Annotated in this window: 20 protein-coding genes; 14 read left to right on the forward strand and 6 right to left on the reverse strand. The window is 64.7% G+C overall.

Translation table 11 applies throughout. The features are described 5' to 3' along the window. The first annotated feature begins 9 nt into the window (after window positions 1-9). Window positions 10-813 (forward strand): DUF4394 domain-containing protein, encoded by an 804-nt coding sequence (locus tag ACODTW_RS01400; RefSeq protein WP_488944078.1) that lies wholly within the window; start codon window positions 10-12, stop codon window positions 811-813. Between the two features lie 17 nt (window positions 814-830). Continuing rightward, window positions 831-1,166, forward strand: a complete 336-nt coding sequence (locus ACODTW_RS01405) for a cupredoxin domain-containing protein (RefSeq protein WP_488944079.1) — start codon at window positions 831-833, stop codon at window positions 1,164-1,166. A gap of 158 nt (window positions 1,167-1,324) precedes the next feature. On the opposite strand, the gene ACODTW_RS01410 is transcribed toward ACODTW_RS01405, so the two are convergent. Next, complete coding sequence (locus tag ACODTW_RS01410; protein ID WP_488944080.1) at window positions 1,325-2,194, reverse strand: EamA family transporter; 870 nt, start codon at window positions 2,192-2,194, stop codon at window positions 1,325-1,327. Window positions 2,195-2,457: 263 nt separating this feature from the next. Then, window positions 2,458-2,718 (reverse strand): helix-turn-helix domain-containing protein, encoded by a 261-nt coding sequence (locus ACODTW_RS01415; RefSeq protein ID WP_488944081.1) that lies wholly within the window; start codon window positions 2,716-2,718, stop codon window positions 2,458-2,460. A gap of 503 nt (window positions 2,719-3,221) precedes the next feature. On the opposite strand from ACODTW_RS01415, the gene ACODTW_RS01420 reads away from it, so the two are divergent. Both ACODTW_RS01420 and ACODTW_RS01425 read left to right on the forward strand, forming a co-directional pair. Then, window positions 3,222-4,718, forward strand: a complete 1,497-nt coding sequence (locus tag ACODTW_RS01420) for an aldehyde dehydrogenase (protein ID WP_488944082.1) — start codon at window positions 3,222-3,224, stop codon at window positions 4,716-4,718. Between the two features lie 95 nt (window positions 4,719-4,813). Next, entirely contained in the window at window positions 4,814-5,428 is a 615-nt protein-coding gene (locus ACODTW_RS01425) for an ATP-dependent Clp protease proteolytic subunit (protein ID WP_488944083.1), read from the forward strand. A 184-nt stretch (window positions 5,429-5,612) separates the two neighbouring features. Here ACODTW_RS01425 and ACODTW_RS01430 read toward each other — a convergent pair whose 3' ends face one another. Next, window positions 5,613-5,990, reverse strand: coding sequence for a Crp/Fnr family transcriptional regulator (locus ACODTW_RS01430; RefSeq protein WP_488944084.1), 378 nt, complete (start codon window positions 5,988-5,990; stop codon window positions 5,613-5,615). Window positions 5,991-6,109: 119 nt separating this feature from the next. Between ACODTW_RS01430 and ACODTW_RS01435 the strand changes: the two genes are divergently transcribed. The 3 genes from ACODTW_RS01435 (at window position 6,110) to ACODTW_RS01445 (ending at window position 8,101) form a co-directional block, all read left to right on the forward strand. Continuing rightward, a complete protein-coding gene (locus tag ACODTW_RS01435) occupies window positions 6,110-6,700 on the forward strand; it encodes a TetR/AcrR family transcriptional regulator (protein WP_488944085.1) in 591 nt (196 codons plus the stop codon). A 78-nt stretch (window positions 6,701-6,778) separates the two neighbouring features. Continuing rightward, on the forward strand, window positions 6,779-7,648 hold the full coding sequence (locus ACODTW_RS01440; protein ID WP_488944086.1) for an alpha/beta hydrolase: 870 nt from the start codon (window positions 6,779-6,781) through the stop codon (window positions 7,646-7,648). A 54-nt stretch (window positions 7,649-7,702) separates the two neighbouring features. After that, window positions 7,703-8,101: an MAPEG family protein gene (locus tag ACODTW_RS01445; protein WP_488944087.1), complete on the forward strand. Its 399-nt coding sequence runs from the start codon at window positions 7,703-7,705 to the stop codon at window positions 8,099-8,101. Between the two features lie 52 nt (window positions 8,102-8,153). Here the strand turns inward: ACODTW_RS01445 and pepN are convergent, their stop codons facing one another. Continuing rightward, a complete protein-coding gene (pepN, locus tag ACODTW_RS01450; RefSeq protein ID WP_488944088.1) occupies window positions 8,154-10,805 on the reverse strand; it encodes an aminopeptidase N in 2,652 nt (883 codons plus the stop codon). Between the two features lie 169 nt (window positions 10,806-10,974). Between pepN and ACODTW_RS01455 the strand changes: the two genes are divergently transcribed. From ACODTW_RS01455 to ACODTW_RS01480, 6 genes are read left to right on the forward strand one after another with little or no spacing between them, the layout of a single operon-like run. Continuing rightward, window positions 10,975-11,532, forward strand: coding sequence for a hypothetical protein (locus tag ACODTW_RS01455; protein ID WP_488944089.1), 558 nt, complete (start codon window positions 10,975-10,977; stop codon window positions 11,530-11,532). After that, window positions 11,529-12,098 carry a hypothetical protein gene (locus ACODTW_RS01460; protein WP_488944090.1) on the forward strand — a complete coding sequence of 190 codons (570 nt, stop codon included), beginning with the start codon at window positions 11,529-11,531 and terminating at the stop codon, window positions 12,096-12,098. The genes ACODTW_RS01455 and ACODTW_RS01460 overlap by 4 nt, the downstream gene beginning before the upstream one ends. Window positions 12,099-12,127: 29 nt before the next feature. After that, a complete protein-coding gene (locus ACODTW_RS01465) occupies window positions 12,128-12,823 on the forward strand; it encodes an ATP-binding protein (RefSeq protein WP_488944091.1) in 696 nt (231 codons plus the stop codon). Between the two features lie 11 nt (window positions 12,824-12,834). After that, window positions 12,835-13,344, forward strand: coding sequence for a macro domain-containing protein (locus ACODTW_RS01470; protein ID WP_488944092.1), 510 nt, complete (start codon window positions 12,835-12,837; stop codon window positions 13,342-13,344). 45 nt (window positions 13,345-13,389) lie between these two features. After that, window positions 13,390-14,064, forward strand: coding sequence for an SDR family oxidoreductase (locus ACODTW_RS01475; RefSeq protein ID WP_488944093.1), 675 nt, complete (start codon window positions 13,390-13,392; stop codon window positions 14,062-14,064). A 24-nt stretch (window positions 14,065-14,088) separates the two neighbouring features. Next, a complete protein-coding gene (locus ACODTW_RS01480; protein WP_488944094.1) occupies window positions 14,089-14,697 on the forward strand; it encodes a 2-hydroxychromene-2-carboxylate isomerase in 609 nt (202 codons plus the stop codon). A gap of 6 nt (window positions 14,698-14,703) precedes the next feature. On the opposite strand, the gene ACODTW_RS01485 is transcribed toward ACODTW_RS01480, so the two are convergent. Beyond that, the gene (locus ACODTW_RS01485) at window positions 14,704-15,264 is read right to left on the reverse strand and encodes a hypothetical protein (RefSeq protein WP_488944095.1); all 561 of its coding nucleotides are present in this window, start codon (window positions 15,262-15,264) and stop codon (window positions 14,704-14,706) included. A gap of 79 nt (window positions 15,265-15,343) precedes the next feature. Then, a complete protein-coding gene (locus ACODTW_RS01490) occupies window positions 15,344-15,907 on the reverse strand; it encodes a cysteine hydrolase family protein (RefSeq protein WP_488944096.1) in 564 nt (187 codons plus the stop codon). Window positions 15,908-16,061: 154 nt separating this feature from the next. Here ACODTW_RS01490 and ACODTW_RS01495 point away from each other — a divergent pair, with 154 nt between their 5' ends. Continuing rightward, window positions 16,062-18,047: a S9 family peptidase gene (locus tag ACODTW_RS01495; protein ID WP_488944097.1), complete on the forward strand. Its 1,986-nt coding sequence runs from the start codon at window positions 16,062-16,064 to the stop codon at window positions 18,045-18,047. The last annotated feature ends 6 nt before the right edge of the window (window positions 18,048-18,053 follow it).

Here is an 18,053-nt window from a genome sequence, read left to right on the forward strand (position 1 = left end):
GTACTAAGGATGTCAGGACGCAGGCAGGTTGCGGGATGGGTTGCCGGGCTGGTGCTGGGGCTGGCTTGGGTGCAGTCCGCGGCGGCGCTGGAGATGGTGGGGCTGAACGAGCGCAACGAGTTGCTGCTGTTCAGCGACAAGGCACCGGGCAAGGCGAAAACCGTGCCCGTGTCGGGCGTGCGGGGGAAGCTGCTGGCCCTGGACGTGCGGCCGTCCAATGGCAAGCTGTATGGCGTGGCGACGGACAATGTGATCTATGTGATTGATCCGGCGACGGGGATGGCGACGATTGCGGCCACGCTGTCGGTGCCGCTGGCGGCCATCGACCATATCGTCGCCGATTTCAATCCGCAGGCGGACCGTCTGCGGGTCATGGCGTCGAACGGCCAGAACCTGCGCGTCAATGTCGAGACAGGTCAGGCGGCGGTGGACAAGCCGCTGTCCTATCATCCCAAGGAAAAGGTCAGCGCCGGCAAGACGCCCGGCATCTATGCCGGCGCCTACATCAATTCCTATGCGGGGGCCACACAGACGCAGCTGTTCGATGTGGACAGCCTGGCCGGCACCTATGTCGCCCAGGATCCGCCCAATGACGGCCTGCTGCGCACCGTTGGCCCCCTGGGCCTGACGGCAGGCACCATCGTGGAAGGGATCGATATTTTCACCGATGCCGATGACGAATATCACGGCCGTGCGGTGGCCGGTGGTGTCCTGTACGATCTGAATGTGCAGCGCGGCGGCATGCGGCGCATGGGGCGGATTGGCGACGGTGGTCCGGTGATCGACATCGCCATCCTGGACAAGCAGCATTGACGGGGCGGGTGACGGATATGAAGCGGGTGTCGATGGGGCGGGCGGCCATTCCCGGGGTGGCGTTGCTGTTGCTGGCGGGGTCCGTCGGGGCGCAGGGGCCTATCATCATCGCCCAGCGCGACATTGCCTTCGCCCCGCGCAAGGTGGTGATCCACGCAGGTGATGAGGTGCTGTTCCGCAACGAGGACCCGTTCGGCCACAATGTCTATTCGCCCAGCATGGGCGGAGTGTTCGATATCGGCCTGCAGGACCCGTTCGGGGAAACGCCTGTCCGCTTCACCCAGCCCGGCGAATATATCATCCAGTGCCGAATCCATCCCAAGATGCGGGCGACGGTGGTGGTCGAGCCCTGACGTCTGATACCAAGAGCCATGGAGCATGACTCTTGGTATGTACATTTTCCCTCAAACGCCGGGCGCTGCCTCCGGCAGCTTGGCTTGCGCAGGCGCGTGCCTGCGGGCCGGCAGTCGCCGGCCACCAAGGGTCATATCCCATGCCCCGTGGTATGACCTCAGGCCGCCACCCGCCGCCGCAACGGCAGGATGGTGATGACGATGCCGGCGAACAGCAGCGCCATGCCGGCCAGCCGCGTGGGGCTGAAGCTTTCCCCGAAGGCCAGATGGGCGGCCACCGTGCCCGTCACCGGCACCAGCAGGGAGAAGGGGGCGACCAGGCTGGCCTTGTAGTTGCGCAGGAGGAAGCCCCAGATGCCGAAGGCGACCAGCGTCGACAGCAGCACGATGTAAAGCAGCGCCACACCGGACACCCAGGAGAAGCCGGTCAGGGCGCCCCAGACCCGCTGCGGACCTTCCAGCCACAAGGACAGGGCGAAGGCCGGCAGCGGCGGCACCGTGGACAGCCAGACCATCAGCGGCAGGGTGGGGGTGGGCGGCAGGCGGCGCATCAGCACATTGCCCATGGCCCAGCTGAACGCCGCCAGGATGGTGAAGCCGAATCCGATCCAGGTGACATCCAGACCGACGGTGGTGGCGGTGACGACCAGCCCCAGGGCTGCGACACCCGCCCCCGCGATCTGCTGCACGCCCGGGCGTTCGCCCAGCATCAGGCTGGCGATCAGCATGGTCAGGAAGGCCTGGCATTGCAGGACGATGGAGGCCAGCCCCGGCGCCATGCCCTGGTCCATGCCCACGAACAGGAAGATGTAATGGCCGGTGAACAGGAAACTGGACACCAGTGCCAGTTGCTTCCAGCCCAGCCCCGCCGGGCGTGGAATGAACAAGGTGGGCAGGGCCGCCAGGGTGAAGCGCAGGCTCGTCAGCAGGATGGGCGGGAACCCCGTCAAGGCCAGCTTGATGAAAATGAAATTCACCCCCCAGATGATGGCGACCAGGGCGGCAAGGGCGATATGGGCGGGGCGCATGAACGGTTATCCCTGATGGCACGCCATCATGGAGCCACTCGCCATCCCTTGCTGCAACGCAAAACATGTCCGTAGGACAATGATACCAGCGGCTGAAAGTCCCGACCGATGGTCAGGACTTTCAGCACCTCAATCGCCGGCGCCAACATCCGTTGGCTTGGCTTCACGCGGCACATGCCGCGCGGCGGCAGTCGCCGCCATACCATCGGTCATGAATTATGACCGATGGTATGATGCGCCCAGGCAGGTGCATTCAACCGGTGTCAGCGACGCGGCGTCGGGTAGGGTGAGGGAAACCGGTCACGAATGGCGACAAAGATCGGCAATGCATCCATGTCCAGGGCACGCAGGATCGTCAGGAATTCCAGCACATCGACACGTCGCTGCCCCGTTTCATAGGCGGAAATGAAGGATTGAGGCTTGCCCAGACGCGATGCCAGTTCCTGCTGGGTCACCTGCGCCCGTCGCCTTGCGTCTTCCAGGCATTCCCCCACCAGGGCTTGTTCCTGCGGTGTGATCCACATTATCGCGATCCCTGCCTTCATTGTTTCCAAATCTTGCTAAATCGAAAAATCCGATATCAAAAAATCCGATATTTATCAGGGTGCTAAGGGTCGTGGTTGGTGATGATTTTATAATTATCAACTAAATGGTCATCGCCGGGGATGGATGCTGTCCGCTGTGACGGGGTGTGGAGAATTTTCTTGCCGATATGCATCCGCCCTTCCTTCAATTATATGACCATTGTCTGCATCCATGGTGATGGCGAGAGATATATCCAAAAGAATACGGCCCATTTGATCCGTTCAATTTCGATTTCCGGGGGAAAACATCTTCATCGGCGCTGATTACAGTGCTGATCAGCAGGGCCATTCAAGGTGAATTGTTTTAACATACCTTTATGTGACCTGTCGGCCGGCGCTGGTCCGGCCCTGCCCCGTTGGGGGGTTGCCGCGGCCCGTGCGGCCGGGCACTCTGGCGGCCAAGGATGGGCGGGTTTCGCCCGCCAGCAAGGGAGTGACCGAAAATGGACACCATTTCCGCCATCGACTGGCTGGACCGCGCCAAGCGGCTGGATTTCCGCACCCAGGCCTTTATCGACGGTGCCTTTGTGCCTGCGGCCAGCGGCAAGCGCTTCGACTGTATCAGCCCGCGCGACGGAAAGGTGCTGACCCAGGTCGCCGAATGCGATGGCGAGGATGTGAACCGGGCCGTCGCGGCCGCGCGGCGCGCCTTCGAGTCCGGGATCTGGCGCGACAAGCACCCGCGTACCCGCAAGGCCGTGCTGTTGAAGCTGGCGCGTCTGATCGAGGAGAATGCCGACGAACTGGCCCTGCTGGAAACGCTGGACATGGGCAAGCCCATCCGCGACAGCCGGTCCATCGACATTCCGCTGTCGGCGCGCTGTGTGCAGTATTACGCCGAAGCCATCGACAAGCTGTATGATCAGGTGGGCCCCAGCGGGCCCGAGGCCATGTCGCTGATCCTGCGGGAGCCGCTGGGCGTCATCGGCGTTGTCGTGCCCTGGAATTTCCCGCTGATGATGGCGGTATGGAAAGTGGCGCCAGCCCTGGCCACCGGCAATTCCGTGGTGCTGAAGCCGGCCGAGCAATCGCCGCTGACGGCCCTGCGCCTGGCCGAACTGGCGGCGGAAGCAGGCGTGCCGGCCGGCGTGCTGAATGTCGTGCCCGGATTCGGGGAGACAGCGGGACAGGCCATCGGCCGTCACATGGATGTGGACATGCTGGCCTTCACCGGCTCCACCGAGGTTGGCAAATATTTCATGCGCTATTCTGGTGAAAGCAACCTGAAGCGCGTGTCGCTGGAATGCGGTGGCAAGACCCCGCACATCATCATGCCGGACGCGGCCAATCTGGAGAAGGCGGCGGCCAATGCGGCCGGCGGCATCTTCTTCAACCAGGGGGAGGTGTGCAACGCCGGCTCCCGACTGCTGGTGCATGAGAGCATCAAGGACGAGTTCCTGGAGCGCGTGATCCATCATGCCAAGGGCTGGCAGCCCGGCGATCCGCTGGACCCCGCCACCAATATGGGCGCCATGGTCGATGCCCGCCAGCATGAGCGGGTGCTGTCCTATATCGAGAAGGGCAAGGAAGAAGGCGCGTGCCTGCGCATCGGCGGCAGTGCGGCGCGGACAGAGACCGGCGGCTATTACATCGAGCCGACCCTGTTCGATGGCGTGGACAGTGCCATGACCATTGCGCGGGAGGAGATTTTCGGCCCCGTCCTGTCGACCATCAGTTTCAAGACGACGGAAGAAGCCTTCAAGATCGCCAATGACACGATCTATGGCCTGGCGTCGGCCATCTGGACCCGCGACATCTCCACCGCCATGAAGGCGGCACGCACCATCAAGGCAGGATCGGTCTGGATCAACTGCTTCGACGCGGGCGACATCACCACGCCGTTCGGCGGGTTCAAGCAATCCGGCTTCGGCCGGGACAAGAGCCTGCATGCGCTGGAGAAGTATACGGACTTGAAAAGCGTGTGGATCGACCTTTCATAAGGTGGGGGACGCGGTTCGCGCCAATGATGGGTTGAACCGCGCCCGATTTCCCGCTAGGTCAAAGCTGAGCTAATTCCAGAACCAGGAGTGCCGCCTTGCTCGTCAACCCCTTGCGTCTCGAAGACGAAAAGCCGGAATCCGATGCCCAGGAGGACAAGGCCAAGATGCCCCCCTCCATCGCGCAGAACCTGTTCAAGGCCCGCACCATCCTGTTGTTCGGTGAGATCAACCAGAAGGTGGCGCAGTCCGTGACCGCCCAGCTTCTGGGGCTGGCCGCCGAAAATGACGATCCGATCAAGCTGATCATCAACTCGCCGGGCGGCCATGTCGAATCCGGCGACACGATTCATGACATGATCCGCTTTGTGAAGCCGCGCGTGCTGGTGCTGGGCACGGGCTGGGTGGCCTCGGCCGGTGCCCATATCTATCTGGGTGCCGCCAAGGAAGACCGGTTCAGCCTGCCCAACACCCGCTTCATGATCCACCAGCCCGCGGGCGGCGTCGGCGGCCCCGCCACCGATATCGCCATCGAGGCCAAGGAGATCATCAAGATGCGCAAGCGCATCAATGAAGAGATCGCCTGGGAAACCGGCCAGACCTATGAGCGGGTGGCCGTCGATACCGACCGCAATTTCTGGATGTCGGCGCCCGAGGCCAAGGAATATGGCATCGTCAGCCACATCATCAATCACGCTGCCGACTTCCAGTAAGCCGACATCGGGTTGCAGGATGAAGGGCCGGTCGTTCAGCGCGACCGGCCCTTTTTTGTTTCGGGGTGACCATGGGGCGCCGATTCTGGGCGGGGATGGTCTGGGTTGAACCGAACAAACCTTCCCCTGTCATCCCGCGAAGGCCGGGGATGCCTTCTGGATGGATGATTTGCAGCCTCGCCCCTTACTCCCCCAGCTTGGCCTCCAGCTCGTCCAGGCGCCGGGCCATGGTGCGGACATTGTCGATCAGGAGCTGCACCAGCTGACGCAGCAGCGGGTCGGCGCCATAGAGGCTTTCACGCAGCACGCTGGCCGGCATGCGCATCAGTACCGACTCCACCTCGGCCGAGGCGTGGGCCATGCGCGGCTTGCGGTCGAAGATGGCCATCTCGCCGAAGATGCCGCTGGTCTCGACCCGGCCGATGATGGTCGGATGGTCCGGATCGCCGCGCCAGATGCGCACGCGGCCATTTTCCACGACATAAAGACTGTCGCCCGGATCGCCTTCCTTGAAGATCTGCTCGCCCGGTGCGAAAGTTCGGCGTTCAAAGGCGGCGGACATGCGATCCTCTCTCCCGATGCGTGCCCGCGGCTGGCGCAGGGCTGCCAAGCTTTACGCCGATTGCCGGGAATTTGCCATGGGGCTTGACAATAGTACGATCGTTCGTATTATTTGATCCCATGAGCAAAGGTGAACGCACACGAGCCGCCATCCTGGACCAGGCGCTGGCCATGACCAGCACCGACGGGCTGACCGGGCTGACCATCGGGACACTGGCCGACAAGCTGGGCATGTCGAAAAGCGGGCTGTTCGCCCATTTCGGCAGCAAGGAACAGCTTCAGGCGGCGGTGCTGGACCGCGCGGCGGAATTGTTCGCCGACACGGTGGTCCGGCCCGCCCTGGCCGCCCCGCGCGGGCTGCCGCGTGTGCTGGCCCTGTTCGAGAATTGGATTTCCTGGACGCGGGACCCGGTGTTGCCCGGTGGCTGCCCCATCCAGGCCGCGTCGATCGAGTTTGATGACCGTCCCGGCCCGCTGCGCGACCTGATCGTCAAGCAGCAGGAAGAGATGCGCCGGGTCGTCGTGGGTGCCGTCCGCCGCGCGGTGGAGGAAGGGCATCTGCGTGCCGACCTGGATGTGGAACAGTTCGCGTTCGAGGGAATTTCGCTGTGTTACGGTTTCGCCCAGATCTATCGCCTGTCGAAGAATCCGAAGGCGGAAGGCTGGGCGCGGTCCGCGGTGCGGGATCTGATTCAGCGCGCACGGGTTTGACCGGTTTGCAGGTTTCAACAGTTCGACCATCATCGCGGCACCGCCCGGCTGGACGATGCCCCATCGGGGGAGAGGCAAATGGCACTTTTTTTCTCTGAAAAAAGCACGAACGTTCGGATTTATGCGCAGGGTGAGGGGTTTCTGGATCAGCTGTTCCGGCCCTGGTCGCAGGAAGCGCACCAGATCGGCGAGGGGCTGCGCATGTATCTGCGCCCCGAGCGTGCCGTGTCGCCCCCGGCCCTGCCGGAACCGGCCGGGGCCGTGGTTCTGGCCGTGCCGGGCTTCACACCGCATCTGGCCGCCCGCCTGTGGGGGGCAGCGAAGGGAGACAGCGCACCGTTGGTGCTGCTGGTCCATGACTGGGAAGGGCAGGTGCATGACATGACGCCGTTTGTCCAGCCGCTGCTGGATGCCGGCGCGCGGGTCGTTGCCTTCGACGCCCCGGCCCATGGGCGCAGCTCCGGAGACGAGACGCATGTGCTGGACTTCGCCCGCGCCATTCCCGCCGTGGCCGAGGCGGCGGGGGGCGTGGTGGCGGCCGTCATCGCCCATGGGGTCGGTGCATCGGCCCTGACGCTGGCCATCCAGGACGGGTTCCGCCCCGGCCGCGCCGTGCTGCTGGCGCCGCTGGCCGACCTGACGCTGCCCGTGCGCCAGATCGCGCATGTGCTGCGCCTGGATCTGGATGGGGAACATACGCTGGCGCGGCGCATCGACCGCCGGCTGGGCCAGCCCTTGTCCGCCCTGTCCTTGCAGGGCGAGGCCGCCGTGCCGGCCCTGCTGGTCCATGCTGTGGATGACCGCATCATGCCCGTGGCCGATGCGCTGCATCTGGCGTCGCTGTGGTCCGGGATGGAAACGCGGCTGGTGGAGGGGCTGGGCCATCGCCGCCTGCTGTCGGATGCCGACGTCATTGCGGAAACGGTCGGCTTCGCGTTGCGTCGCTGAGCGGGTTGCCCCTATGGTGGGTTGAGTATCACAAGGGTTCAACAGGGAGGGAACATGCCCGTCACCATTACCCCGCTTTATGCCGGACTTCTGGCGATCCTGCTGATCGTGCTCAGCCTGCGCGTTTCCATGCAGCGGCGCCGGCATAATGTGTCGCTGGGCGATGGCGGTCATGCCAGCCTGACGGCGGCCATCCGGGTTCAGGGCAATTTCGTGGAATATGTGCCCGTGGCCCTGATCCTGCTGACCCTGCTGGAACTGTCGGGCAAGCCGGCGGCCCTGGTCCATGCCTTCGGTGCGGCCCTGTTTCTGGGCCGTGTGCTGCATGCGCAGGGGCTGGCGTCCAATCCCGGCGGCAAGAGTTTCGGCCGGATGTGGGGTATCCTGCTGACCTGGCTGATGATGCTGGGCAGTTCGGGGGTGTTGATTGTGGGGTCGCTGATCGGGTGGTGAATCAGATCCGGGCCGGGGACGGACGCCATCCCCGGCCCGGATATGCGGGTCCTTACCCTTCCAGACTGCGCGAGATGATCTCGTACACGTCGGCCGACAGGTCGGGCGTGTGGGCGACGCGTTCCAGCGCCACCTTGGCCGCCGCCTGACGCCCGGCATCGTACTTGCGCCAGCGGGCGAAGGATTTGGCCATGCGGCTGGCCACCTGCGGGTTCAGCCTGTTCAGTTCGATCACCCGGTCGGCCAGGAATTCGTAGCCCGATCCATCGGCGGCATGGAAGGCCACGGCGTTGCCGGTGAAGCCGCCGACCAAGGCATAGACCTTGTTGGGGTTGCGGATGCTGAAGCCGGGATGGGCCAGCAGTGCCTTCACATTGGCCAACGTATCAGGCCGCGAGGACATGGCCTGGATCATGAACCACTTGTCCATGACCAGCGCCTCTTCCTTCCACTTATCGGCAAAGGCGGCCAGGGCGTCGGCGCGATCGGGCAGGTCGCTGTCGGCGACCAGGGACAGGGCCGTGATGACATCGGTCATGCCCGTGGCCGTACGGTACTGGGCCAGCGCCAGGGCCTTGCCCTCCGCATCGTCGGCGGCGTTCAGATAGGCCAAGGCCGCGTTCTTCAGCGCGCGACGGCCGATGGCATCCGGGCTGACGCTGAATTCCCCCTGTTCGGCATTGGCATGGTACGTCGCCAGCAGGGCATCGCGGTGGGTGCGCCCGATGGCGGCGCGGACCAGATCGCGGGCGGCATGGATGCCGTCCACGTCGATCACCTCCATCAACTGTCCCAGATAATTCTCCGACGGCAGGGTCAGGGCCAGGGCGGCAAAGGCCGGATCCTCGCCAGCGCGGGCCAGGGTGGCCCCCATGGCGTCAATGAAGCCGGCGGGCACCACCATGTCGCGCCCCGCCGCCCGGTCGGCGACCAGCCGCAGCAGCAGGCGAGCGGCCAGGGTCTGGCCCGCCTCCCAGCGGTTGAAGGGATCGCTGTCCCGCGCCATCAGGAAGGTCAGGTCGGCGTCCGAATAGTCGAAGGACAGCTTCACCGGAGCCGAGAAGCCGCGCATCAGCGACGGGATGGGGGCCGCCGGCACATCGGTGAAGGTAAAGCTCTGTTCGGCCTCAGTCAGCGCCAGCACGCGGGTGCCGACCGGACCGGCGGTTTCACCGGCCAGGGTCACCGGCAGGTCGCTCCCGTCCGGACCCACCAGACCCAGGGCGACGGGGATCAGCATGGGCTGCTTCATGGGCTGGCCCGGCGTGGCGGCCAGCGACTGACGCAAAGTCAGGCGATAGGTGCGGCTGGCTGCGTCATACACGCCCTCGCCACTGATCACGGGCGTGCCGGCCTGGGCGTACCACAGGCGGAACTGGTCCCAATCGACGCCGGCATCCGGATTGGCATCGCGCATGGCGGCCAGGAAATCATCCGTGGTCACGGCCTGCCCGTCATGGCGGGCGAAATAGAGATCGATGCCGCGCCGATACCCCGTGGCACCCAGCAGGGTGTGGTACATGCGCAGAACCTCCGCCCCCTTCTCATATACGGTGGGCGTGTAGAAATTGTTGATCTCGATATAGCTTTCCGGCCGCACGGGATGGGCCGTGGGGCCAGCGTCTTCAGCAAACTGCACCTGGCGCAGGCGGGTGACATCCTGGATGCGCTTCACGGGGGCGGAGTTCATGTCGGCGCTGAACTGCTGATCGCGGAAGACGGTCAGCCCTTCCTTCAGGCTCAACTGGAACCAGTCGCGGCAGGTGACGCGGTTGCCGGTCCAATTGTGGAAATATTCATGCGCCACCACAGCCTCGATACCTAAGAAGTCGGTATCGGTGGCCGTGTCGGGCCGGGCCAGGATGTATTTGGTGTTGAAGACGTTGAGCGACTTGTTCTCCATGGCCCCCATGTTGAAGTCGCCCACGGCCACGATGTTGAAAATATCCAGGTCATATTCCAGACCATAGACATCCTCGTCCCATTTCATGGACTTAATCAGGCTTTCCATGGCGTGGGCGCACTTGTCCTGATTGCCTGGCTCCACATAGATGCGCAGGGCCACGTCGCGGCCGGATTTGGTGCGGAACCGGTCCTCGATCGAGACCAGATTGCCGGCGACCAGCGCGAACAGATAGCAGGGCTTGGGCCAGGGATCCTGCCACAGTGCCCAGTGGCGACCGTCGCCGGCGTCACCCTGGTCCAGCAGATTGCCGTTGGACAGCAGCACGGGACAGGTTTCCCGGTCGCCTTCCACCCGCACCCGGAACGTCGCCATCACATCGGGGCGGTCCTGGTAATAGGTGATCTTGCGGAAGCCTTCCGCCTCGCACTGGGTGCAGTAATTGCCCGAGGATTTGTAGAGCCCTTCCAGGGCCGTGTTCTTTTCCGGGTGGATGCGGGTGACGATCTCCACCTCTGCCTTGTCGCCTTCCAGGTCGGACAGGGTCAGATGGTCCGGCGTCAGGGCGTAATCATCGGGCGACAGCGGCCGGTTGCCGACCGTCACGGACAGCAGTTCCAGTTCCTGCCCGTCCAGCACCAGGGGACCGCGGGCCACGTCGCCATTGCGGCGGATCGACAGGCGGGAGGTGACGATGGTGCCCCCATCGCGCAGATCGAACGACAGATCGACATGGTCGATCCACCAGGCCGGGGCGGCATAATCCTTCAGCAGGACGGCCTTCGGCGAACCCTTGTCCATGACCAGCATCCTCAAGCGAGTATCAGGTGCGCGGGGTATCCCTGCGCTTCTGGCCGGCAGGATAGGCGATGCGTCGCTGCTGCTGGTGAAAAATTTCACATCCCCGGGCCTGCTCCTTGCTTATCCTGGCAATGGGTGGCCGGCGATCCGGCGCGGGTTGGGGATGGGGATGGACCAGCATTTGACGACATCGGACATCGTCGTTCTGTCAGCGGCGGCAGCCTGCCTGGTGGCGGCGGCATTGCTGGAGATGATGCGCGTGGTGATCCCCGACATCTATGAATGGGTCGCCGACCACGAGAAGATCAAGCGGGAGATCAAGAGCGCCCGCACCAGCCTGGAGAAGGTCCTGACCGACAACCGGGAGCAGACGGCGGTGCGTGACCGTCGCAACGCCGAACGGTTCCGCATGAAGTCGCAGTTGAGCCGGCTGGAGATGATGCTGGCGGCCGTGGAGCGCGACCGTATCCAGATCTGGCACGAACTGGGGCGGCAGCGTATCACCGACGGGGTCTTTCAGGCGCGGGTGGGCAACCGGCGGCTGGCGGAGACGGCGGCGCGGGATTTCGACAGCGCGCCCGTCATCTGGCGCTATGCCAACCATATCCGTGTCTGGGCGCCCAGCGACCGGGCCGCCCGCATGTTGATCGCCGAAGCCTTCCCGGCCGGTGAAGGCTACAGCATCGAAGATGTGATCCAGATGCGGCCCGGCGCGGGGACCGCATGATCTTCGGCTGGTCCAACATCATCAGCCTGTTCGTGCTGGCCTTTTCAGGTGCGGCCATGGTGGTGTGCGCCCGCCGCCTGATGCGCATCATCCGCGAGGTGGAACGCAAGCTGTCGCGCACGGTGGATGAACGGAACATGGTCGCCGCCGCCCTCCGCCATGCCCGGAAGGAGGAGACCGCGCTGCGCGACGCCGTGGTGGAGGCGGAACAGCATGTGCGGGAGATGTCCGGCAAGATCACGATGACGGAGACGCGGATCGAAAGGCTGCGTGGACAGAAGCCCCGGCAGGTGACCATGCTGGATCGGGATTGGAACCGATTCGAACGGCTTTGGTCCGTGACGATCACGAATCCGTCACTGGCCGCCGGATGGAATGGCAGCAGCCTGTGGAATGAGGGAAAGTCGTTGTACGGTTTCGCCCGGTCGGGCGATGATCTGTACCGTCGGGTGGAGCAGGAATACCCGCCGGGTGAAGGATTTGTTATTTCAGCCCCCGTCATCATCGATCTGGCGGATGACGGGGGTGGGTCGGTCGCGGTAGATCATGACAACGATATCGCATGAAGCGAGGCGGGGGGATTATGGAATTCCGGGTGGCTGCGGATACACTTGATGGGGCGGAACAGACCCGTATCGCTGCTGCGCTGGGTCTGCCGCTGGCGACAGAGGGGGCGGATGGGCCCGGTCTGGTCCGTGTCATTGCCGAGGGGGCCGCGGCCGAACTGATCGCAGCCCTGCGATCCAACTGTGCCGCCATCGTGGAACAGGGGGCGGACGCGAACCTGCCGGCGGCGGCCCTGCGCGACGCCCTGGACAGCGGCCGTCTGCTGGTGTCGCTGACCACGCGGCTGGCCTGGACCCTGGACACGGCGGCGCAGTTCTGTGAGGGACTGCTTGCCCGCGGCCTGCTGCCCACGGCGGTGCGCCACGATGTGGAACTGTCACTGCATGAAGCGGTGATCAACGCCGTGCTGCACGGCAACCTGGCCATGGGCGGGTCGCTGGTCGATGATCCCAGCCAGTTCGACGCCTTCTGCCAGCGGCTGACAGCGACGCTGGCCGATCCCGACCGCGCGTCCAAGCGCATCGACATTTCGGCCTGGACGGCTGACGGCAGGTTGCATGTGCGAATCGCCGACCAGGGCGGTGGCTATGATCCCGACAGCGTTCGCCCGCCCGTGAATGTGGAGGCCAAGTCGGGTCGCGGGCTGGAGATCATGCGGGTGATGTCATCGGGCCTGACCGTCAGCGATGGCGGCCGTACCGCCACGCTGGCCTACGCGATCTGAAGGGACGTCCCGTGACGGAATTGCTGGTGCATCAGGGCGATATCACGGCCCTGGATGTGGATGTCATCGTCAATGCCGCCGCCCCCGGCCTGGGGGGCGGTACGGGCGTATCGCGTGCCATCCATGAGGCAGCGGGCCCCGACCTGTTCGCCGCCGCCACGGCGCTGGACCCGGTGGGGCGCGGCGATGCCGCCATCACACCGGGCTTCGGCCTGAAAGCGCGCTGGGTCGTCCATGCCGTCGGTCCCGTCTATGTTACGGGCAAGATGGGGGAGGACAAGGTCCTGGCCCGCTGCTATGCCCGGGCCCTGGATCTGGCGGTGGAGAAGGGGGCGCGGTCCATCGCCTTTCCCGCCATTTCCACCGGTGCCTATCGTTTCCCCAAGGAACTGGCGGCCCGCATCGCGGTCGATACGGTGCGTGATTTCGTCGCCCGGCACGCGGATACGCTGGATCGGGTGGTTTTCTGTGCCACCGGGGATGCCAATATGGCTGCCCTGAGGGGGGCGCTGGCGTCCTGATCGCTGTCCCCCGGCTTATCCCGTTCCCTGACAGGAGTTGCGCCCATGCCGACCGTCGTCATCACCGGTGCCAAGCGCGGCATCGGGCTTGAAATGGCCCGCCAGTATATCGCCGATGGCTGGACCGTCATCGCCGGTGTGCGCGACCCGGCCGGGGCCGACAAGCTGCGGGCGCTGGGGGCCGATGTCCGCGCGCTGGACGTGGCCGATCCGGCCTCCATCAAGGACTTCGCAGGCGGGTTCGCGGGTACCAAGGTCGACCTGCTGATCAACAATGCCGGCGTCATCGGCCCCGATCTGCCAGCCCAGTCGGCCGAGCATATCGATGTCGAAGCCTGGCTGGAGACGATGAAGGTCAATGCCCTGGCGCCCGTGCTGGTGGCCCAGGCCATGAAGCCGCATCTGGTGCCGGGTGCCAAGATCGCCACCCTGTCCAGCGTGCTGGGCTCCATCACCGAAAATACCGGCGGCTATGTCACCTATCGCGCATCCAAGGCGGCCGTGAACATGGGCATCCACTGCCTGTCGCTGGCCTGGGGCAAGGAAGGGTTCACGCTGCTGCTGCTGCATCCGGGCTGGGTGCAGACGGAAATGGGCGGGCCCAACGCGCCCGTCCTGCCCACCGATTCCGCCGCCGGATTGCGCCAGGTCATCGCATCGGCGACGGCGGCCGACAATGGTGCCTATATTGCCTATGACGGTCGCCGCATTCCCTGGTGACGCCCCCGATCCGAAGGAGAGACCATGTCGAACGGACTGATCCATTTCTATTTCGACTTTTCCTCTCCCTACGCCTATCTGGCCGCCACGCAGATCGATGCGCTGGCAGACCGGGTGGGGCGGCCCGTCAAGTGGCGGCCCATCCTGCTGGGGGCGGTGTTCAAGGCGACGGGCGGGGTGCCCAACCTGAACAAGCCGCTGCAGGGCGATTACCTGCGCCATGACGTACCGCGCTGCGCCCGCAGGCTGGGCGTGCCGCTGCACCAGCCATTGCCATCCATCTTCGCCTCTGTTGCGGCGGCGCGCGCCGTCTACTGGCTGGACCGGGCGGGAGGGGAACATAGCCCCGCAGCCCTGGCCCGCGCCCTGTTCCACGCCCATTGGGCCGAAGGTCGCGACATGGCCCTGCCGGAGAATGTCCTGGATGTGGCGGCCAGTCTGGGGCTGGACCGCGATGCCGTGGAACAGGGCCTGGGCGACCCGGCGGTGAAGGAACGCCTGCGCGAAGAGACGGAGAAGGCCATTTCCCATGGCGTCTTCGGCGCCCCCTTCTTTTTCGTCGATGGGGAGCCGTTCTGGGGTGCGGATCGCATGGCCCAGATGGAGGAATGGATCCGGACGGGCGGCTGGTAAGAAGAATCAGGCCTGCAGCCACCGCGTCATGGCGGGGAAGGGGGGCAGCCCGTTCTGGTACATCATGGCCATCATGCCGCAGGGGCCTGTCATGCCGGCATGGGCCAGGTGCAGGATGCCGAACTGGTTCCCGCCTTCCAGCAAGGTCAGAAAACGCGCCTGCTGTTCAGCATTCATCCGATAGCCGCCGGCGAAGAAAATGGTTTCCGGCGGCAGGTCCAGGGCCTTCAGGGCGGCATAGGACCAGGCGGTGGCCATGATCTCCGTATGGGTCAGGGCGGCCGCCGCCACCGGGTCGTTTGCATCCCCCGCCATGGCGTCGCGCAGGCTGGTTTCCAGATTATCCCCCAGGGCGGGACGCAGCCGTGCCGGCACGATGGCGATGTGACCCGCTTCGTGCAGCAGGTCACCGGAAACATAGATATGGGCCGGATCGACCCGCATCACGCCCTGGCGGATGGTGATGCCGGGCAGGAACCCTTCCGTTCCGAACGGGCCCACCTCCAGCAGCAGCCCGATCTTGTGCAGGAAATCAACGATCCGGTCGAAATGTTCCGCTGCCAGCATGATCCATCCCTGGTGTCGCTTGTGTCGGCAACCATAGAATGAATTTCGCCATATGACTATCTGCCCGTCGCCCCCTGCGTCAAAGCGCGTCGGCGGCGTTCTTCACCGTTACCTTGTGGGTGGCGGTGCCGAACCAGCCCAGGACCGTGTTGTGGTGGGCAATGATCTGGTCGAGGGTCAGGCCGCCCATGTCACAGGTGGTGTGACCGTCGCCAACCAGGGTGACATCATAGCCATGGGCGATGGCGCTGCGCACGGTCGTGTCGATGCAGAACGGCGTCATGCAGCCGCCGATGATCAGGCGCCTGATGCCACCATCGCGCAGCACCGATTCCAGGGGCGTGTCCAGGAAGCTGTCGCAGGTCTGCTTGTGGATGACCGTCTCACCCGGCTGCGGGGTCAGTTCGGCGCGGATTTCCCAGCCGGGTGTGCCCTTGGCCAGGCGGTGACCGTCGGGCGCGTCATGCTGCACATGGATCAGGGTGACGCCGGCAGCCCGTGCGCGGGCCTGCAGGTCGGCCAGACGGTCGACGACGGCATCCAGCGCCTTGTTGGCGGCGTCGAACCGTTCCCCCTCGCCGGCGGGCATGATGCCATTCTGGACATCGATGACGATCAGGGCGGTTTCCTGGGCGGCGGCCATGCGGTGTGTTCCCTTTGCTGGTCCGGTTGGGGCGTTAACCTTGCCGGAGATTTGTATCTGGATGATTTCAGATCGTGACCCGTGGCGAACGCAGCCCTACGCTGCGTTCCGCAGCAATCGCCCGGAATAGGGCCCCAAGCACAAGGACAGGGACGTGGCAACTATCGGACATTTCACGCGCGGCACCGCGCTGGCGCTGGTTCTTTGTCTGGCGGGGCTGACGCCCGCCATGGCCCAGAGCGCCGCGCCGCCCAAGGTGGAGCGGATACAGAACGGCAATATCGCCACGGAGAATGTGCCGGCCGTCGATGCCGCACTGGGTGAGCGGCTGTCGGCATATCTGGCCGCCCGTTCGGCCAGCCTGCTGGGCTGGACGCCCGACGGCAGGGGCATCCTGATCACCACCCGCTTCGGGGAGACGTCGCAGCTGCATCTGGTCGCCGGCCCGATGATGGCGCGCCAGCAGCTGACCTTCGCCGACGAGCCGATCACCAGCGCCGAATTCAGCCCCGCCAAGGGATCGACCGATCTGGTCTATAGCTGGGACAAGGGCGGGTCGGAATATTTCCAGTACTTCCACCTGGATACGGCCACGGGCAAGACCACCCTGGTCACCGACGGCAAGTCGCGCAACCAGGGGCTGGTCTGGAACCACAAGGGCGACCGTTTCGCCTTTTCCAGCACGCGCCGCGACGGCAAGAATACCGATGTCTATGTCGGCGGGCTGAAGGATGCCGCCACGGTTGCCCCGCTGGTGGCGCAGACCGGGTCGTGGGGGGCCGTCGCCTTCTCACAGGACGATAGCAAACTGCTGGTCGGGCAATATGTGTCCATCACCAAATCCACCCTTTCGGTGGTAGAGACGGGCACAGGCAAGTTGACCCGAATCATGCCGGGCAAGGACAATATCGCCCTTTCCGGTGTCGGCTTCACCGCCGATGGCAAGGGCGTGTTCCTGACGTCAGACGAGGAAGGGGAGTTCAAGCGCCTGGGCCTGCATGATCTGGCGTCGGGCACGACCAAATGGATCACGGCCGACGATCCCTGGGACGTCGAAGGGGCCGCCCTGTCGCATGACGGTGGCAAGCTGGCCTATCTGTTGAACGAGGGCGGCTGGTCCACGCTGCGCCTGATCGACGCCAAGAGCCTGAAGCCGCTGAGGCTGCCCGACCTGCCCAAGGGGATCATCGGTGGGGTGTCCTTCAGCCCCGATGGCAAGAAGCTGGGCCTGTCCCTGACCACGCCCACCGCCCCCGCCGACGTCTATGTCATCGACCTGGACAAGGGCAAGGTCGAGCAATGGACCAAGAGTGAGGTGGGCGGCCTGAACACGGCCAATTTCGCCGACGCCTCCCTGGTGCAGTTCCCGACCTTTGATCAGGTGGACGGCAAGGCGCGGCAGATCCCCGCCTTTCTGTTCAAGCCGAAGAATGCCACGGGCAAGCTGCCCGTCATCATGCTGATCCATGGCGGTCCGGAAGGGCAGAGCCGGCCCAATTTCAGCGCCACGGTGCAGTTCTGGGCCAATGAGCTGGGGGCGGCCGTGCTGCTGCCCAATATCCGCGGGTCCGACGGGTACGGGAAGACCTATCTGGGCCTGGATAACGGCTTCAAGCGCGAGGACAGCATCAAGGATATCGGCGCCCTGATCGACTGGATCGCCACCCAGCCCGATCTGGACAAGGATAAGGTCGTCGTGGCCGGCGGTTCCTATGGCGGCTATGCCACGCTGGCCGCCATGACCCATTACAATGACAAGCTGGCCGGTGGCGCCGACACGGTCGGCATTTCCAACTTCATCACCTTCCTGGAGGCCACGGCCGAATATCGCCGCGACCTGCGCCGTCCGGAATATGGCGATGAGCGCGATCCGGAGATGCGGGCATTCCTGCAGAAGATTTCTCCCCTGACCAATGCGTCGAAGATCACCAAGCCCATGCTGGTCATCCAGGGCTTCAACGATCCGCGCGTGCCGGTGGGCGAGGCAGAGCAGATGGTGGCGGCCATCCGCAAGAATGGCGGCGATGTCGGCTATGTGCTGGCCATGGATGAAGGGCACGGCTTCAAGAAGAAGTCGAACCAGTTCGTGGCCAGCATGGCGCAGGCGCAGTTCTTCCAGAAGGTGTTCGGGAAGAAGTGAGGGTGC

Source organism: Niveispirillum sp. FG148 (genome assembly GCF_057809655.1).

Coding starts and splice junctions, on each gene's coding strand:
- ACODTW_RS01415 (WP_488944081.1), bottom strand. CDS start 2,718: ATGTGGATCACACCGCAGGAACAAGCCCTGGTGGGGGAATGCCTGGAA.
- ACODTW_RS01400 (WP_488944078.1), top strand. CDS start 10: ATGTCAGGACGCAGGCAGGTTGCGGGATGGGTTGCCGGGCTGGTGCTG.
- ACODTW_RS01445 (WP_488944087.1), top strand. CDS start 7,703: ATGCCCGTCACCATTACCCCGCTTTATGCCGGACTTCTGGCGATCCTG.
- ACODTW_RS01410 (WP_488944080.1), bottom strand. CDS start 2,194: ATGCGCCCCGCCCATATCGCCCTTGCCGCCCTGGTCGCCATCATCTGG.
- ACODTW_RS01435 (WP_488944085.1), top strand. CDS start 6,110: ATGAGCAAAGGTGAACGCACACGAGCCGCCATCCTGGACCAGGCGCTG.
- ACODTW_RS01460 (WP_488944090.1), top strand. CDS start 11,529: ATGATCTTCGGCTGGTCCAACATCATCAGCCTGTTCGTGCTGGCCTTT.
- ACODTW_RS01455 (WP_488944089.1), top strand. CDS start 10,975: ATGGACCAGCATTTGACGACATCGGACATCGTCGTTCTGTCAGCGGCG.
- ACODTW_RS01405 (WP_488944079.1), top strand. CDS start 831: ATGAAGCGGGTGTCGATGGGGCGGGCGGCCATTCCCGGGGTGGCGTTG.
- ACODTW_RS01430 (WP_488944084.1), bottom strand. CDS start 5,990: ATGTCCGCCGCCTTTGAACGCCGAACTTTCGCACCGGGCGAGCAGATC.
- ACODTW_RS01480 (WP_488944094.1), top strand. CDS start 14,089: ATGTCGAACGGACTGATCCATTTCTATTTCGACTTTTCCTCTCCCTAC.
- ACODTW_RS01420 (WP_488944082.1), top strand. CDS start 3,222: ATGGACACCATTTCCGCCATCGACTGGCTGGACCGCGCCAAGCGGCTG.
- pepN (WP_488944088.1), bottom strand. CDS start 10,805: ATGGACAAGGGTTCGCCGAAGGCCGTCCTGCTGAAGGATTATGCCGCC.
- ACODTW_RS01485 (WP_488944095.1), bottom strand. CDS start 15,264: ATGCTGGCAGCGGAACATTTCGACCGGATCGTTGATTTCCTGCACAAG.
- ACODTW_RS01475 (WP_488944093.1), top strand. CDS start 13,390: ATGCCGACCGTCGTCATCACCGGTGCCAAGCGCGGCATCGGGCTTGAA.
- ACODTW_RS01440 (WP_488944086.1), top strand. CDS start 6,779: ATGGCACTTTTTTTCTCTGAAAAAAGCACGAACGTTCGGATTTATGCG.
- ACODTW_RS01490 (WP_488944096.1), bottom strand. CDS start 15,907: ATGGCCGCCGCCCAGGAAACCGCCCTGATCGTCATCGATGTCCAGAAT.